Source organism: Pseudonocardia sp. (assembly GCF_035305885.1).
Lineage (GTDB): Bacteria > Actinomycetota > Actinomycetes > Mycobacteriales > Pseudonocardiaceae > Pseudonocardia.
Genome location: NZ_DATGOP010000065.1, coordinates 16,092 through 31,433 on the forward strand (window position 1 = coordinate 16,092; position 15,342 = coordinate 31,433).

General features: G+C 76.3%; 14 protein-coding genes. 5 read left to right on the forward strand and 9 right to left on the reverse strand.

Going from position 1 to position 15,342, the window contains the following annotated elements:
• Positions 1 to 2 precede the first annotated feature (2 nt).
• Positions 3 to 1,196 (forward strand): ROK family transcriptional regulator, encoded by a 1,194-nt coding sequence (locus VKZ81_RS13035; RefSeq protein ID WP_324241782.1) that lies wholly within the window; start codon positions 3 to 5, stop codon positions 1,194 to 1,196.
• Between the two features lie 356 nt (positions 1,197 to 1,552).
• On the opposite strand, the gene VKZ81_RS13040 is transcribed toward VKZ81_RS13035, so the two are convergent.
• Entirely contained in the window at positions 1,553 to 3,433 is a 1,881-nt protein-coding gene (locus VKZ81_RS13040; RefSeq protein ID WP_324241783.1) for a glycogen debranching N-terminal domain-containing protein, read from the reverse strand.
• Between the two features lie 102 nt (positions 3,434 to 3,535).
• Here VKZ81_RS13040 and VKZ81_RS13045 point away from each other — a divergent pair, with 102 nt between their 5' ends.
• Positions 3,536 to 4,252 carry a PIG-L deacetylase family protein gene (locus VKZ81_RS13045; protein ID WP_324241784.1) on the forward strand — a complete coding sequence of 239 codons (717 nt, stop codon included), beginning with the start codon at positions 3,536 to 3,538 and terminating at the stop codon, positions 4,250 to 4,252.
• Between the two features lie 10 nt (positions 4,253 to 4,262).
• Positions 4,263 to 5,885, forward strand: coding sequence for a 2-succinyl-5-enolpyruvyl-6-hydroxy-3-cyclohexene-1-carboxylic-acid synthase (gene menD / locus VKZ81_RS13050; protein ID WP_324241785.1), 1,623 nt, complete (start codon positions 4,263 to 4,265; stop codon positions 5,883 to 5,885).
• Here the strand turns inward: menD and VKZ81_RS13055 are convergent.
• Genes VKZ81_RS13055 through VKZ81_RS13075 form a run of 5 tightly spaced genes read right to left on the reverse strand, consistent with a single transcriptional unit; the run spans position 5,857 to position 11,228 of the window.
• Positions 5,857 to 6,804 carry a PfkB family carbohydrate kinase gene (locus tag VKZ81_RS13055; RefSeq protein ID WP_324241786.1) on the reverse strand — a complete coding sequence of 316 codons (948 nt, stop codon included), beginning with the start codon at positions 6,802 to 6,804 and terminating at the stop codon, positions 5,857 to 5,859. The genes menD and VKZ81_RS13055 overlap by 29 nt on opposite strands.
• On the reverse strand, positions 6,801 to 8,237 hold the full coding sequence (locus VKZ81_RS13060; protein WP_324241787.1) for a purine-cytosine permease family protein: 1,437 nt from the start codon (positions 8,235 to 8,237) through the stop codon (positions 6,801 to 6,803). The genes VKZ81_RS13055 and VKZ81_RS13060 overlap by 4 nt, the downstream gene beginning before the upstream one ends.
• Positions 8,234 to 9,238 carry an ADP-ribosylglycohydrolase family protein gene (locus VKZ81_RS13065; protein WP_324241788.1) on the reverse strand — a complete coding sequence of 335 codons (1,005 nt, stop codon included), beginning with the start codon at positions 9,236 to 9,238 and terminating at the stop codon, positions 8,234 to 8,236. The genes VKZ81_RS13060 and VKZ81_RS13065 overlap by 4 nt, the downstream gene beginning before the upstream one ends.
• Positions 9,235 to 9,936 carry a GntR family transcriptional regulator gene (locus tag VKZ81_RS13070; RefSeq protein WP_324241789.1) on the reverse strand — a complete coding sequence of 234 codons (702 nt, stop codon included), beginning with the start codon at positions 9,934 to 9,936 and terminating at the stop codon, positions 9,235 to 9,237. The genes VKZ81_RS13065 and VKZ81_RS13070 overlap by 4 nt, the downstream gene beginning before the upstream one ends.
• A gap of 47 nt (positions 9,937 to 9,983) precedes the next feature.
• Positions 9,984 to 11,228 (reverse strand): isochorismate synthase, encoded by a 1,245-nt coding sequence (locus VKZ81_RS13075; protein WP_324241790.1) that lies wholly within the window; start codon positions 11,226 to 11,228, stop codon positions 9,984 to 9,986.
• Between the two features lie 97 nt (positions 11,229 to 11,325).
• Here VKZ81_RS13075 and VKZ81_RS13080 point away from each other — a divergent pair, with 97 nt between their 5' ends.
• Positions 11,326 to 11,817 carry a DUF3592 domain-containing protein gene (locus tag VKZ81_RS13080; protein ID WP_324241791.1) on the forward strand — a complete coding sequence of 164 codons (492 nt, stop codon included), beginning with the start codon at positions 11,326 to 11,328 and terminating at the stop codon, positions 11,815 to 11,817.
• Here VKZ81_RS13080 and VKZ81_RS13085 read toward each other — a convergent pair.
• From VKZ81_RS13085 to VKZ81_RS13095, 3 genes are all read right to left on the reverse strand, one after another.
• Positions 11,814 to 12,221 carry an MmcQ/YjbR family DNA-binding protein gene (locus VKZ81_RS13085; RefSeq protein WP_324241792.1) on the reverse strand — a complete coding sequence of 136 codons (408 nt, stop codon included), beginning with the start codon at positions 12,219 to 12,221 and terminating at the stop codon, positions 11,814 to 11,816. The genes VKZ81_RS13080 and VKZ81_RS13085 overlap by 4 nt on opposite strands.
• 10 nt (positions 12,222 to 12,231) lie before the next feature.
• On the reverse strand, positions 12,232 to 13,113 hold the full coding sequence (locus VKZ81_RS13090; protein WP_324241881.1) for a DMT family transporter: 882 nt from the start codon (positions 13,111 to 13,113) through the stop codon (positions 12,232 to 12,234).
• A 145-nt stretch (positions 13,114 to 13,258) separates the two neighbouring features.
• Positions 13,259 to 14,092, reverse strand: coding sequence for an inositol monophosphatase family protein (locus tag VKZ81_RS13095; RefSeq protein WP_324241793.1), 834 nt, complete (start codon positions 14,090 to 14,092; stop codon positions 13,259 to 13,261).
• Positions 14,093 to 14,247: 155 nt separating this feature from the next.
• On the opposite strand from VKZ81_RS13095, the gene VKZ81_RS13100 reads away from it, so the two are divergent.
• Complete coding sequence (locus VKZ81_RS13100; protein ID WP_324241794.1) at positions 14,248 to 15,342, forward strand: glycosyltransferase family 4 protein; 1,095 nt, start codon at positions 14,248 to 14,250, stop codon at positions 15,340 to 15,342.

A 15,342-nucleotide genomic window follows, 5' to 3' on the forward strand; every position in this document is an offset into this window, starting at 1 on the left:
CGGTGTCGGTGATCGACCCGGAGCGGGTCGGGCCCGGCAACCCGGTGTCGGCGGGCCGGCTGCTGCTGCTCGTGCGGAAGGGCGTCGCGACCACGCGGCGGGACCTGATCCGGGTGACCGGGCTCTCGCGCTCCACCGTCACGCAGCGGGTGGACGCGCTGCTCGGCGCCGGCCTGCTGCGCGAGTCGGCCGGGGAGGCGGAGGGCCGCGGCCGCCCCGCGGGCGCGCTCTCGTTCGACGAGGGCGCGGGCCACGTGCTCGTCGCGAGCGTGCGCCGCGACCGGGTCGAGCTGCACGCCGTCGACCTGGGCGCGCGGGAGCTGCACCGGCGCGAGTTCGAGATGTCCGTCGCGGAGGGGCCGGAGGTCGTGCTCGAGGCGGTCGAGACGGAGCTGGACCGGCTCGTCGCCGACGCGGGCCTGGACCCGGCGCGCACCGCCGCGCTCGGGGTGGGCGTGCCCGGCCCGGTGGACGTCTCGGTCGGGCGGGTGATGCAGCCGCCGGTGATGCCGGGCTGGCACGACTACCCGGTGCGCGACCGGCTCGCCGAGCGGCTCGGCGTGCCCGTGTTCGTCGAGAACGACGCCAACCTCATGGCGCTGGGCGAGCAGCGGGCGAACTGGCCGGACGTGCCCGCGCTGCTGCTCGTGACCGTCGGCAGCGGCATCGGCGCCGGGATCGTCATCGACGGGCGGCTCTACCGCGGTATCGACGGCGGCGCGGGCGACATCGGGCACATCCGCATGCACGGCTACGACGACCGGTGCGCCTGCGGCGCGGTCGGGTGCCTGGCCGCGGTCGCCTCCGGCGACGCGCTCGCCCGCAAGCTCGCCGCGATGGGCAAGGACGTCGGCGGCGTCGCGGACGTGCGCCGCCTCGTCCACGGCGGCGACCCCGACGCCATCGCGGCCGTCCGGACGGCGGGGCAGCTCGCCGGGGAGGTGCTGACCACGGTCGTCTCGGTGCTGAACCCGGAGATCCTCGTCCTCGCCGGCGAGATGGCCGAGACCAACGAGTACTTCGTCACCGGCATGCGGGAGATGATCTACCAGCGGTCGCTGCCCCGGGCGACCCGCCGCCTGCGCGTGGTCACCACGGCCCTCGGCGACCGCGCCACGGTGATCGGGATGACCGAGCTGGTGGTCGACGAGGTGTTCGCCCCGGAGGCGGTCGACGCCCGCCTGGGCACCCGCTGACGAGGCCTCGGCGAGTCGCGCCCCGGGTGCCCGCGAGTCGCGCTCTGGCTGTCGGCGAGTCGCGCTCTGCGTGTGCGCGAGTCGCGGTCCTGTGTGGGCGAGTCGCGTTCTGGGTGCGTGCATGTCGGGGGCCAGGTATGAGCGAGTCGCGGTGTGGCTCCCGTGGCCCGGTGGGATCGCCTGGACGACCGCCTGTCGTACGTGCCGGGCGAGCTCCGGGCGGATGCCTCCAGCACGCACTCAGCCCGCGACTCGCCCACACCGAGCCCGCGACTCGCCGGCACTCAGCCCGCGACTCGCCGACGCCCCGGCGAGTCGCGGCGTGGGTGCGGGCGAGTCGGGGTCCGGGTGCGGGTCTACCGCGGCGTGGCCCAGGCCGGCACGACGCCCGTCTCGAGGTACGACACCACCGCGACGGCGCCCGCGGCGGCCCACGCCTGCGGGCGGCAGGCCGTGGGGTAGCTCACCACCTCGCCGTCGACCTCGGCGTAGAGCTCGGGCAGCCGGTCGTCGAACTCCCCGGCCGCCGCGACGAGCCCCTCGGCGAGCGAGCGGGCCACCTCGTGCCTGCCGATGCCGGCGAGCCCGAGCACGGCGATCGCGGTGTCGTGCGGCCACACCGAGCCGCGGTGGTAGGTGAGGGGGTCGTAGCCGCCGTTGGTGTTCGCCAGGGTGCGCAGGCCGCGGCCGCAGTCGAGGTCGGGGCGCGCGAGCCGGTCGGCGACGAGCTGGGCCTCCTTGTCGTCGAGGATCCCGGTGGTCAGCAGGTGGGCCATGTTGGAGGCCGGCCCGGTGACCGCCCGGCCGTGCCCGTCGAGGGCGATGGCGGGGTAGCGGCCGTCCGGGTCGTCGATCCAGTAGGTCGCTCGGAACAAGGCGGCCAGCCGGTCGGCCCACTGCCGCCACTCGTCGGCGCCGGGCCGGTCGAACGCCGCGAGCAGCTCCGCCCCGCCGCGGGCGGCGGCGTAGGCGTAGCCCTGCACCTCGCAGAGCGCGAGCGGCTGGGCGGCGACCGTGCCGTCGGCCCAACGGACGGCGCCCACCGAGTCCTTCCAGCCCTGGTTGGCGAGGCCGCTTCCGGAGACGCGGCGGTAGCTCAGGAACCCGTAGTCGCCCGCGGTGCGCTTGAGCCAGCCGAGCGCCGCCTCCAGGTGCGGGATCAGCTCGGCCACCTCGGCCTCGGGCAGCCCGGCCCGCCACGCGTCGTGCAGCAGGCAGCACCACAGCGGGGTGGCGTCGACCGTGCCGTAGTAGCTGGGCGGTAGGTCGAGCCCACCCGCCTTCAGCCCGTTCGGCCGGAACTCGTGGATGATCTTGCCGGGTTCCTCCTCGCCGCGCGGGTTCGTGACCCGCCCCTGCCGCCGGGCCAGCACGCGCAGCGTGCCGCCCGCGAGCTCGGTGGACATCGGCAGCATCATCCGCGCCGTCCAGAGCGAGTCGCGCCCGAACAGCGTGCAGAACCACGGGCTCCCGGCGGCGGCGAACCGGTCGGCGGTCGCGACGGGGTCGGCGAGCAGCAGGCCCTCGAGGTCGGCGAGGCTGCGCCGCAGCAGATCGCCGCGCCGCCCGCCGGTGGCGCGGTCGTCGAGCCGCCACGGGAGCGGCGCGGCGGGGCGGAAGTGCTCCGGCCCGGCGGGCGACGGCGCCAGCACGACGCGCACGCTCCACCGCTCGCCCGGCGCGAGGCGCAGCGGCCAGCGCAGGACGGCGTCGGTGCCGTCGACCTCGATCACGCCCGGGGCCGGGTCCGCGGTGAGCGAGGCGGACACCTCGCGGCGGGCCCAGCGGACCTCACCGCCCTGGACGGTGGGCGGCACGTCGGTGAGCGGCACGCCGGACTTGACCACGGGGGTGGCGGACAGGTCGCTGCGGGCGTGGACGACCAGCCCCAGGTCGACGGGCCCGGCCCCCGGGTTGTGCAGGGTGATCTCCTCGAAGGCCGTGCGCTCGGCGACACGCCGCTCGCGCCGCAGCCGCACGCCCCGCAACTCCCCCTCGAAACGCGCACGGCCGGCCCCGTCGAGGCCGGCCGGTGCGAAGCGGAGATCGACGCCCTCGACGCCGACCTCCAACCGGTTGCAGTACCGGGTATCGCCCACGTAGAAGCCCTGCGCGCCCTCCGGCCGGACCTGGCCGTCGGGATCGGAGAGCAGTTCCGCGGGCGCGGCCAGCACGGTGAGGAGGTGGTCGAGGGTCGTTTCGCCGGGCCGGTCCGTGGCCGGGCGGGTGGCGGTCATCAGTTCCAAGCTCCTGGTCCGGGCACGCGTCGTGCCCCCCTCGTCCTTCGTGAACCTACGCCTCCCTCGCGGCGCGGCGTCCGGGAGGGCAGGATCTTCACCATGTCCGGTCCTCTCGAGCCGTTCCCCGAGGAGTTCGAACGGGGGCTCGCCGTCGTGGCCCATCCCGACGACCTGGAGTACGGCGGTGCGGCCGCCATCGCCCGGTGGACGGCGCAGGGCCGCCAGATCGCCTACCTCCTCGTCACCCGCGGGGAGGCGGGCATCGACACGCTCCCGCCCGCCGAATGCGGGCCGCTGCGGGAGGCCGAGCAGCGCGCGGCGGCCGCCGAGGTCGGCGTCGACGTCGTGGAGTTCCTCGACCACCCGGACGGCCTGATCGAGTACGGGGTGCCGCTGCGCCGCGACATCGCGGCCGCGATCCGCCGCCACCGCCCGGACGTGGTGATCACGGTCAACCACCGCGAGACGTTCCCCGGCGGGCACTACAACATGGTCGACCACCGCGTGGTCGGCCAGGCCACCCTCGACGCCGTCCGGGACGCGGCGAACCGCTGGCTGTTCCCCGAGGTGGGCGAGCCGTGGAGCGGGGTGCGCCAGGTGCTGGTGCTGGCCTCGCCGCTCGCCACGCACGCCGTCGACGTCGAGGAGCAGTTCGACCGCGGGGTGGCGTCCCTGCGCGCCCACAAGGCCTACCTCGAGGCGCTCGGCGGGCCGATGGCCGACCCGGAGGCGTTCCTGCGGGGCGCGGCCGAGCAGACCGCAGCCCGGCTGCCCGGCGCCCGCCTCGCCACGGCGTTCGAGGTCATCGCCACGTAGGCTCGCGCCCGTGAACGAGTCGACGACCCGGGCCCGGCTGGTCGTCGACGAGCTGGTCCGCTGCGGCGTCACCGACGCCGTGCTCTGCCCCGGCTCCCGCAACGCGCCGCTGGCGTTCGCCCTGCACGCCGCGGACGCCGAGGGGCGGCTGCGGCTGCACGTCCGGATCGACGAGCGCACGGCCGGCTTCCTCGCGCTCGGCCTCGCGCTGCGGTCCGGGCGCCCGGTGCCGGTGTGCACGACCTCGGGCACGGCCGTGGCCAACCTGCACCCGGCGGTGCTGGAGGCGTCGTACGCGGGGGTGCCGCTGCTCGTGCTCAGCGCCGACCGCCCACCGGACCTGATCGGCACCGGCGCCAGCCAGACGATCGAGCAGGCCGGGCTGTTCGGCGGCGCGGTCCGGCTCGCGGTGAACGCGGGGCTCTCCGGCGAGCCGGGCCGGCTGCGCGCCTCGGTCGACCGGCTGGTCGCGGCCGCCACCGGCGCACCGCCCGGCCCCGCGCACCTGAACCTCCCGTTCGCCGAGCCGCTGGTGCCCGACGGCGCAGGCGAGATCCCCGCCGGGCGCACCGACGGCGGCCCGTGGACGCGGGTGGCGCCCGCCGAGCGGCGGGCGGAGCAGCCGCTGCCGCTCGACCCGGCGGCGCCCACGCTCGTCATCGCGGGCCACGGCGCCCCCGACGGCGTGGCCGACCTGCCGGTCCCGATCGTCGCCGAACCCGCGTCGTCGGCGTGGCCGTCCGCGGTGCGCACCGGGCCGTGGCTGCTCGGGGCCTCGCCCGCGCTGCGCCCGGCCCAGGTGGTGGTGGCGGGCAGGCCCACGCTGCACCGCCCCGTCCAGCGGCTGCTCGCCGACCCGGACGTCGCGGTGCACGTGCTGGCCGACCCCCGCGGCCTGCCGTGGCCGGACGTCGCGGGCACCGTCCGCGCGATCGGGAGCCTCCCCGCGCTGCGGCCCGACCCGGCGTGGGTGGACCGCTGGCGCGCCGCCGACGCCGCCGCGGCGGACGTCCTCGACAAGGCCCTCGACGACCCCGCCGCCCCCGGCGGGCTGCGGCTGGCCCGGGAGCTGGTGGCCGCGCTGCCCCGCGGCGCGCAGCTGGTGCTGGGCTCGTCCAACCCGGTGCGCGACGTCGCGCTCGCCGCCGTGCCGCGCGGCGACCTCGTGGTGCACGCGAACCGGGGCGTGGCCGGCATCGACGGCACGGTGTCCACGGCGGTCGGCGCGGCCCTCGTCCACGACGGCCCCGGCTACGCGCTGCTCGGCGACCTCACGCTCCTGCACGACACGACCGGCCTGGTCATCGGGCCGGACGAGCCGCGCCCCGACCTCACGATCGTCGTGCTCAACGACGACGGCGGCGGCATCTTCACGCTGCTCGAGCAGGGCGCCCCCGAGCACGCGGCCGCGTTCGAGCGGGTGTTCGGCACGCCGCACGGCGTGGATCTCGCGTCCCTCTGCGCGGCGACCGGTGCGCGGCACGCGCGGGTGGAGGTGGCCGAGCTCGCCGACGCGCTGACCCCGGCGCCCGGGCTGCGCGTGGTCGAGGTGCGGGCGGGACGGCGGGAGCTGCGGGACGGGCACGCGGCGCTGCGCGTGGCCATCACCGCAGCGGTGGCCGGGGCCTGCTGATATCGCTGCTCAGCAGCTGGTCCACCTCGGCCCGGGTGGGAGCGGTGGCGGGCCCGGGGCGGGTGACGGCGATGGCCGCGGCCGCGTTGGCGCGGGTCGCGGCGGCGACCAGGTCCGCGCCGCGCAGCAGCTCGGCAGCGAGCACGCCGCAGTGCGCGTCGCCCGCGCCCGTGGTGTCGACGGCGTCGACCGGGAAGCCGGGGACGTGCACGGTGGTGCCGTCGCGGGTGACGAGGCAGCCCGCGGCGCCGTCGCGCACGATGACGGCCGCCGTCGACGGCAGGCGCCGGGCGAGCTCGGCCGACGCGGCCCGGGGGTCGGCCTCCCCGGTGAGGATGCGGGCCTCCCGGGCGTTCGCCGACAGGATCGTCGTGCGGTCGAGCAGGCGGGCCCACGTGGCGGGGTCGACCTCCCCGACGAGCGGGCCCGGGTCGACCAGCACCGTCGGCCCGTCGAGCCGGTCGATCCGGTCGAGCAGGACCGCGGCCTTGTCCGGGGCGAGCAGGCTGTAGCCGCTCACGTAGACCACGTCGGCGGCGTCGACCGGCACGGCCGCGAGCGCGGCGGCGTCGACCTCCGACTCGGCGCCGGTGCCGGTCACGAACGTGCGCTCGCCCGTGTCGTCGACCAGCACCACGCAGATCCCGGTGTCCGCGCCCGGGGTGGGCGGCAGCGCCGCCGTGATGCCCTCCGCGTCGAGCGCGGCGCGCACGAGGTCGCCGAACCGGCCGTCGCCGTGCCCGCCCGCGTAGACGACCTGCCCGCCCGCCCGCGCGGCCGCGGCCATGACGTTGAACCCGCCGCCGGGGTGCAGGTCGGTGTGCGAGGCGAACACGTCGCCGCCGACCGGCGGGAGTTCCTTCACCCGCATCACCAGGTCCAGCACGACCTGGCCGGTGTGCACGAGCCGCCCGGTCATCGCCGCGCTCCGCCGAGCCCGCCGTAGATCCCCGCGGCCACGAGGAACGTCACGACCCAGCCCAGGCCGTTCTCGCCGAGCCAGCTGCCCGCGAGCGGCCCGCTGAACCACGGCGCCTCCTCGGGCCCCGCGGTGACGAACAGGTAGCCGGCGACGATCGCGACCGCCCAGGCGGTGAGGGCCCGCCACTCGACCCCGCCGCGGTACCAGTACGCGCTGGTCCGGCGCACGTCCATGAGCGCGTCGGGGTCGTAGTGGCGACGGCGGAGCATGTCGGTGGCGAACACGCCGACCCAGGCCGTGATCGGGACGGCCAGCATGCTGATGAACGCGATGAACGGGCCGTAGAAGTCGCCGGCGACGAGCATGAAGTAGATCGCGCCCGCGAACGTGACGACCACGTCGACGACCACGGCCCACACCCGCGGCACCCGCAGGCCCAGGGTCAGGGTGGTGAGCCCCGCCGAGTAGACCGACAGGTGGTTGGACAGCAGCAGCCCGCCGAACGCCGCCACCAGGTACGGCACCGCCATCCACGGCGGCAGCAGGGCGCGGATGGCCGCCACCGGGTCGCCCGCCTCCGCGAGCGACGGGTCGCCCGCGGCGAGCAGGCTCCCCAACGAGATCAGCAGCACCAGCGGGATGCCCGCGCCCGCCGCGGCCGAGAGCACCAGCGAGCCCGCGGTGACGCCGGGCGCCTGGTAGCGGGAGACGTCGGCCGACGCGTTCGCCCACCCGATGCCGGTGCCGGCCGCGATGATGCCCACACCCGCGATCATCGTGCCGACGGGTGCGGGCGCCGCCGCGCCGACCGCCGCCCAGTCGACGTGCGCGACGAGGAACGCGCCGACCACGATGTTGAGCGCGCCGAAGACCCAGGTCGCCCACCGCTGCACGGCGACGAGCACCGCGTGCCCCAGCCCGGACACGACGACCGTGAGCAGCACGAACACGGCGATGCACGCGACGGTCAGCACCGGGTGGTCGGTGGCGGCCTGCCCGGCCCCGAAGAGGATCGTGCACAGCGACAGCAGCGCGAACGCCGCCGTCGTCGTGTTGACCGTCTCCCAGCCGAGCCGGGAGAGCAGCGACACCGCGGTCGGCCCGATGTTGCCCCGTACCCCGAAGACGGCCCGCGACAGCGTCAGGCCGGGCGCACCCCCTCGGCGGCCCGCGATCGACACCGCCCCGACGATCGCGAACGAGCCGACGGAGCCGATCGCCGCGACGATCACGGCCTGCCAGACGGTGAGCCCCAGCGCCACGAGGGTGGCGCCGAGCGGCAGGCCGAGGATCGAGATGTTGGCGGCGAACCACACCCAGAACAGCTGGGCGGGGTGCCCGTTCCGGTCCTCGACGGGGACCGGTTCGATGCCGCGCGTCTCGAGCGCGGCCTCGACCCTCCCGGTGCTGGGCTCGTTGGTCGTTGTCATGGTCGACTCCCGTGCCGGAGCTCGAGCAGCCCGTCGGCGACGGGTGCCAGGTCGATGCGGTTGACGCGGCGCACCGTGTCGAGCAGGTCCGCGGGCAGCCCGCCGACGCCGTGGTGGGCGCCGAGCACGGCGCCGCAGATCGCCGCGACGGTGTCGGTGTCGCCGCCGATCTCGGCGGCGAGCGTGAGCGCGTCGACGGGGGTGTCGCCGAGCGCCTCGGCGAGCGCGAACGCCGCCACCACCGACTCCTGCGCCGCCACCGAGGTGCCGATCACGTCCGCGACGGCGTCGGCGAGGCCGGCGCGGTCCCGGCCGCGCACGAAGCCGCGGGCCCACCGGATGCGGGCCGCGACGTCGCCGCCCGCGGCCCAGTGGCCCCGCCGAGCTCCGGCGGCGGCCGCCTGTTCGGCCGCGTCGAGGGCGGCGCCCAGCCCGGCGCCGTCGACCCCGGCGGAGACGGCGGCCGCCACCGCGGCGGCCGCGGCGATCCCGATGGAGGAGTTGTGCGTCACCCGGCTGGCCTGCACCACCGCGTCGAGCAGCGCGTCTGCGTCGGACCCGGGCACGGCGATCCCGACCGGCGCCACCCGCATCGCGGCCCCGTTCGTCGTGCCGTCGCGGCCGGCCTCGTCGGGAGGCTCGCCCGCCCGCAGCCGTTCGATCGCGCGCTTCGTGGAGGGTCCGAGCAGGTCGGCCGAGCCGCGCCGGGCCATGTCGGCCTCCCAGCGCTCCAGCGCGTCGGCGAACACGGTCGGGTCCACGCGGCCCGCCCCGTCGATCAGCAGCCGGGCGAGCAGCAGCGCCTGCTCGGTGTCGTCGGTGACCGAGCCGGCCGGCCTGCCCGGCGCGATCGGCTGGTCGGGTGCGGCGTCGCGCAGCGTGGTGATCGGCCCGTAGCGGGCCGCGATCTGCTCCCGTGACATCGACTGCGTGGGCATCCCCAGCGCGTCGCCGAGCGCCAGCCCGGCCAGCGCGCCGATCGCGCGGTCGCGCTCGCTCATCGCGCCCCGAACGTCAGGTGGAACCGGAACCGGGCCGGGTCCAACAGGCTCTCGACGTGCTCGACGAGGGCTCCGTCGTCGGTGAGGGTCGTGCGGGCGGAGTGGAGGAACAGCTCGCCCGGGCTGCGCTCGAGGAGCGTCGCCGACTCGTCGTCGAGCGGGGCGGTGGAGATCCACTGTTCGCCGCGGATGCCGGTCAGCCCGGCGGCGCGCAGCGTCTTCGTGATCGAGCCGTCGACGAGGCCGCGGGCGGGCAGGTCGGCGAGCGCGCCGGTGGCCGGGAGCGTGGAGCTCTCCAGGGAGACCGGACCGGTCGCCGCGCGGCGCAGCCGCCGGACGGTGACGACCGGGCCGTGGCGGTCGACCACCTCGGCGGGCCCGCCGCGCTCGATCCCGAGCAGCTCGACCGTCACGTCCGACCCCGCGTCGGCGAGCGCGCGGGCCCAGCCGACGCTCTGGTCGAGCGCGACCCCGTCGAACGTGACGAACGAACCGACGCCGGTCTCGGTGGCGATCAGCTTGCGGCGCTGCAGCTCGGACAGGGCGCTGCGGACGGTGCCGCGGCTGACCTGGTACGCCGCCGCGAGTTGGTTCTCACCCGGCAACCGCTCGCCGCGGGCGAGCCGGCCGGAGCGGATCCGCTCGGTCAGGTCTTCGACGAGCCGCGCCCGCTTGCTGAACCCCACCTGTCCAGACATGTACAAACATGTACACCCCGTGGGGACTGCTGTCCAGGGGTGGGCCGTCAGACCTGGCCGGCGTCCTCCAGGGCGTCGCGAACGGCGACCATCTTCGCCGCGGCCTCGCGCACCTCGGTGTCGGGATCGGAGTCGGCGACGATGCCGCACCCGGCGAACAGCCGGGCGACCGGCCCGTCCAGCTGGGCACACCGCAGCGCGATGCCGAGCTCGCCGTCGCAGTTGCCGTCCATCCAGCCGACCGGACCGGCGTACCGGCCGCGGTCCATGCCTTCGAGCTCGGCGATGAGCGCGAGCGCGGCGTCGCGGGGCGTGCCGCCCACCGCGGCCGTCGGGTGCACGGCGGACGCGAGCTGCAGGAGCGACGCGGGCTCCTCCGGGTCGAGCGTGCCGTGCACGTCGCTCGCGAGGTGGGAGACGTTGCGCAGGGCGATCACCGACGGTTCCTCGGGCACGTCGAGCGAGGTGCACATGGGCCGCAGCGCGTCGGCGAGCGACTCGACGGCGAGCGCGTGCTCGTGGCGGTCCTTCGCGGAGCCGAGCAGCTTGCCCGGGAGGTCGTCGCACTCGCCCGGCCAGATCGTGCCGGCCAGCACCCGGGACGAAACCTTGCCCTCCGCGCGGCGGACCAGCAGCTCGGGGGTCGCGCCCACGAGCCCGTCGACGGAGTAGGACCAGCAGGTGGGGTAGCGGCGGGCGAGGCCGGCGAGCAGGAACCGGGGGTCGAGCGGGGCGTCGCCGACCGCGAGCAGGTCGTGGGCCAGCGCGGCCTTGTCCAGCTCGCCCGCCCGCATCCGCCGGACCGCCTCCGCCACGGCCTTCCGGTAGCCGGAGACGGGCAGCAGCCCGTCGGCGAACCGCAGGCTGCCGCTCGGGCGCACCGGTGTGACCGCGCGCACCGCGGGCGGGCCGTCGCCGTGGGAGAACTCGGTGATCCAGGCGACCCCGTCGCGCCGCCCGACGAGCACCCGCGGGACGACCAGCACGGAGCCCGGCGAGCTGTCGGCGAACGTGAAGCTGACGAACGCCACCGGGCCGGTGCCGGGCAGGCCGACCTGGTCGTCGACGCGCAGCCCCTCGGTGAACGAGCGCCACCACGCGTCGGCCTCGGCGAACCGGTTCTCGCCCACGACGCTGATGCGGGCGACCTCGCCCCAGCCGACGAGCCCGTCGGACCCACGGACCCACGACAGCGGGTTGCGGTCGTCCGGGAGCAGCTCGAGCAGGCCCCCCGGGTCGCCGACGAGCCTGGTCCGCACGCCCAACCCGGTCGGTAGCGGCGCGATCGTCACGAACCCGAGAGTAGGAGGCGTTTCACCCGCGCGTGCGCGCGGGCCGGGAGGCACCGGCCACACCGGCGTTCCTACCTGGCCTCCTACGATGGGCGACGTGACCAGCGGCACCCGGACGACGACCGTCGAACGCACCCGTGCGGTCGACGAGCTGGCCTCGCTGCTGCGTCCGGTCTGGCGGTTCACGGTCGACCGGGCCGCCGAGATCGTCGCCGGGGTCGCCGTGCTCGCCACGGTGCTCGGCCTGCTCGCGCTGGCCGGGGCCGCGGTGGACGACTACTCGATCTCCTCCAACCCGGGCTACGCGCAGGCCGAGGTGCTGGAGGGCTCGACGTTCGCCCGCACGGTCGTCCGCTTCACCGTGGCCAGCGGGGAGACCGTCGTCCCCGAGCACGGCGTCTTCCACCCCTCGGGGCTGCAGGTGGGCGACTCGGTGGCCGTCGAGTACGACCTGGCGAACCCCGAGCTCGTGCGCGTCGCCGGCCGCACCGCGCTGGACCAGGCCGGGCCGCTCGCCATCGGCATCGCGCTCGTGTGGGTCGTGCTGGGGCCGATCGCGTACTGGCTGCGCCGCCGCAGGCGCGCCTAACCGGGCCGGTAGCGCTCGGCGAGCTGCGGCGGGGCGCAGGCCAGCCAGCCGTCGAGCAGCGCTTCCCGCAGCGCCTCCTCGCCGACCTCCTCCAGCTGGACGAGCACCGCCGGGTAGCCGTCGAAGTGCGGGATCGTGAAGAACCCGCCGGGGTTCGCGGCGAGCACGGCCTCCTTCTCGTGGAGGTCGGCGACGCGGATCGCGAGGATCGGGCCCGACGGCGGGGTCTTCGCGCCGTACCGCTCGATGTCGGCCTTGCTGAACGGCCGTTCCCAGGCGAAGACCTTCGGCCCGCCGCGCTTCGTGGTGCCGGGCACGGCCCAGGCCCGGTTGCCGTAGCGCTCGACCTCGCTGACCTCCGGCAGCTCGCAGGCCATGCGGGCGGCGTCGTCGAGGCTCACCACGCGCGGCACGCTACTCCGCCCTGCGCGTGGCGAGCGCCACGCCGAGGACGGTGAGCCCCATCCCGGCGATCGCCACCGGCCCCAGCGCCTCGCCGAACATCGCGAACGCCATCAGCGCCGTGAGCCCGGGCACCAGGTAGAAGTAGCTGGTGACCTGGGCCGCCGCGCCGCGGCGCAGCATGAGGAACAACAGCGAGATGCCGCCTCCGGTGAGCACCAGCACCGACCAGGCCAGCGCGCCGACCAGCTGCGGCGTCCAGTCGAAGCGGAACGACTCGAACGCCAGCGCGAACGGCACCGTGACCGCGAGCGAGGCGACGAACTGCACGACCTGGCCCGTGCGCAGGTCGAACTGCGGGCAGAACCGCTTCTGGTAGAGCGTGCCGGTCGTGATCGCGAGCAGGGCCGTGGCGGTGAGCCCGAGCGTCACCGGTGACAGGCCCTCGGTGGTGAGGCGGTTGGCGACGACCAGCGCGACGCCGGCGAACCCGAGGAGCAGCCCGACCGCCTGCCACCTGCCCAGCCGCTCGCCGAGCAGCGCGGCGAACGCCGCGGTGAGCACCGGCTGCAGGTTCACCACGAGCGCGGTCACGCCCGCCGGCATGCCCTCGGCGACCGCGGCCCACACCCCGCCGAGGTAGCCCGCGTGGATGCCCACGCCCGCCACGGCGATGTGCAGGACCTGGTGGCCGCGCGGCCACGGGGCGCGGGCCACGGCGGCGAGCACGAGCATCAGCGCGATCACGCCCGAGTAGCGCACCACCAGGAAGCTCAGCGGCTCCGCGTACGGGGCGGCGTACTGGGCGACGACGAAGCCCGACGCCCAGATGACGACGAACGCGAACGGCGTGGCGCGAACGGCGAGGTCGGCGCGGGAGGCGGTGGTGCTGATGGGCTGACCTTAACCCGGACCCCGCCCCCGACCCAGCCGCATTCGGAGCGCGACTCGCCCGCACCCACAGCGCGACTCGCCGGAGCCTCGGCGAGTCGCGATCTGGGTGTGCGCGAGTCGCGGGCTGGGTGCAGGTGAGTCGCGGTCAGGGTGCGGAGTCGCGCCACCAGCCCAGCACGGTGTCGAGCGCGCCCGGCACCGCGACGATCATCGTCCCGGCCGGGAGCGGGTCCGGCCGCCCCTCCCCGTCGACGATCACGGCGCCGGCCTCCAGCGCGAGGCAGGCCGCGCCCGCGACGTCCCACTCGTGGTGCTCCTCCAGCACCGCGGCGACGGCGTGGCCGAGCGCCACCTGCGTGATCGCGAGCGCCGAGGAGCCGAGCGCGCGGATGCCGGCGTGCCCCGCGGCCGCGTGGCGGGCGAGCGCACCGGCGCGCTCCGCGCCGAGCTCGGCGCAGATCAACCCGCCCGCCGTCGGCCGTGGGACGACCCGGACCGGGACGCCGTTCGCCCGCACCCCTCGCCCGCGGGCGGCGGCGTAGATCTGGGCCCGGCTCGGGTCGGCGATCACCCCCACCACGGGTCCGGAGGTGTCCACCAGCGCGAGACTGTAGGCGCACCACGGGAATCCCGCGACGTAGTTCGCGGTCCCGTCGACGGGGTCGACGACCCACCGGTACGGGGCGGCCTGGGCGGCCGCGTCCGCGCCGAACTCCTCCCCGATCACGGGCACGCCGGGGAACTCCGCGGCGAGCACGCGGCGGGTGTGGCGCTCGAGGGTCCGGTCGGTGTCGGTGACCCAGTCGAAGGGGTTGGCCTTGTGCGCCGCGCCGCTGTGGTGCTCGCGGCCCGCGGTCGCCGCGATGACCTCGGCCGCGTCGTTGGCGAGCCGCCCGGCCACCTCGAGGGCGCGGGACACCAGCCCGGCCTCGTCTCCGCGCGGCGCCGGGGGTGCGCTCGGTTCCTGCTGGACGGTCATGTGGCCCGAGCGTCACCGGCTCCGGTGTCCCCGGTGCGTCCCGCAGGTGACGGGCCGACGATCACCCGGCCAACTGTGTGACCGGACACGGGCTGTTCCCGCGCCGTTCCGGGGTTCGCCACCGGCGCGATCACCGGCCGGAGACGGTGCCGGTCGTGCGCGTCGCGATCGTCTCCGAATGCTTCCTCCCCGTGGTCGACGGCGTCACGAACTCGGTGCTGCGGGTCGTCGAGCACCTCACCGCGGCCGGGCACGAGGTGCTCGTCGTCGCGCCGGGCGTGGACGGGCCGAGCGAGTACGCGGGCGCCCCGGTGGTGCGGGTCAGGGAGCTGAACCTGCCGGTGGTGCGGTCGATGCCGGTCGGCGTGCCGAGCAGGCGGGTGCTGACGGCGCTGCGCGGGTTCCGCCCGGAGGTCGTGCACCTCGCCGCGCCGTTCGTCGTCGGGTACCGCGGGCTGGCGGCGGCGCAGCGGCTGGGGATCCCGACGGTCGCGGTGTACCAGACCGACGTCGCCGGCTTCGCCTCGTCGTACGGGCTCGGGCTCACCGCGCGCGCCGCGTGGCGCTGGACGTGCCGGCTGCACGGCCGGGCCGACCGGACGCTCGCGCCGTCGAGCTGGGCCACGGCCGAGCTGCGCGCCCGCGGGGTGCCGCGCGTGCACCGGTGGGCGCGCGGCGTCGACACCCGGCGGTTCGACCCGGCGAAGCGCGACGACGCCCTGCGCGCCCGGCTCGCGCCGGGCGGGGAGCTGCTGGTCGGGTACGTCGGGCGGCTGGCGCCCGAGAAGCAGGTCGAGCGGCTCGCCGCACTCGAGTCGCTGCCGAGCGCCCGGCTCGTCGTGGTCGGCGGCGGGCCCAGCGAGGAGCGGCTGCGGGCGGCCCTGCCGGGCGCGGCGTTCCTCGGTTTCCGGGAGGGCGAGGAGCTCGCCCGGATCTACGCGTCGCTCGACGTGTTCGTGCACACCGGGCCGTCCGAGACGTTCTGCCAGGCGGTGCAGGAGGCGCTCGCGTCCGGCCTGCCCGTGGTGGCGCCGGACGCGGGCGGCCCGCGCGACCTGGTGCGGCCGGGCCGAACCGGGTTCCTGGTTCCGCCGCACCCGCGCGGGGCCTGCCCGGACGACCCGGCCGCCGTGGTGGCCGACGCCCGGTTGCGGGCCGCGGTGACCGCGCTGGCCGACCCCCAGGTGCGCGCCCGGTTCCGGGCGGCCGGAACTTCAGGAAAGCCACTTTCATGCAGCCCACGTTCATGA

Bases quoted from the DNA above. Each gene is read 5' to 3' on its own strand.
- VKZ81_RS13070 (WP_324241789.1), bottom strand. From the start codon at position 9,936: ATGTCTGGACAGGTGGGGTTCAGCAAGCGGGCGCGGCTCGTCGAAGAC.
- VKZ81_RS13065 (WP_324241788.1), bottom strand. From the start codon at position 9,238: ATGAGCGAGCGCGACCGCGCGATCGGCGCGCTGGCCGGGCTGGCGCTC.
- VKZ81_RS13040 (WP_324241783.1), bottom strand. From the start codon at position 3,433: ATGACCGCCACCCGCCCGGCCACGGACCGGCCCGGCGAAACGACCCTC.
- VKZ81_RS13055 (WP_324241786.1), bottom strand. From the start codon at position 6,804: ATGACCGGGCGGCTCGTGCACACCGGCCAGGTCGTGCTGGACCTGGTG.
- VKZ81_RS13045 (WP_324241784.1), top strand. From the start codon at position 3,536: ATGTCCGGTCCTCTCGAGCCGTTCCCCGAGGAGTTCGAACGGGGGCTC.
- VKZ81_RS13060 (WP_324241787.1), bottom strand. From the start codon at position 8,237: ATGACAACGACCAACGAGCCCAGCACCGGGAGGGTCGAGGCCGCGCTC.
- VKZ81_RS13095 (WP_324241793.1), bottom strand. From the start codon at position 14,092: ATGACCGTCCAGCAGGAACCGAGCGCACCCCCGGCGCCGCGCGGAGAC.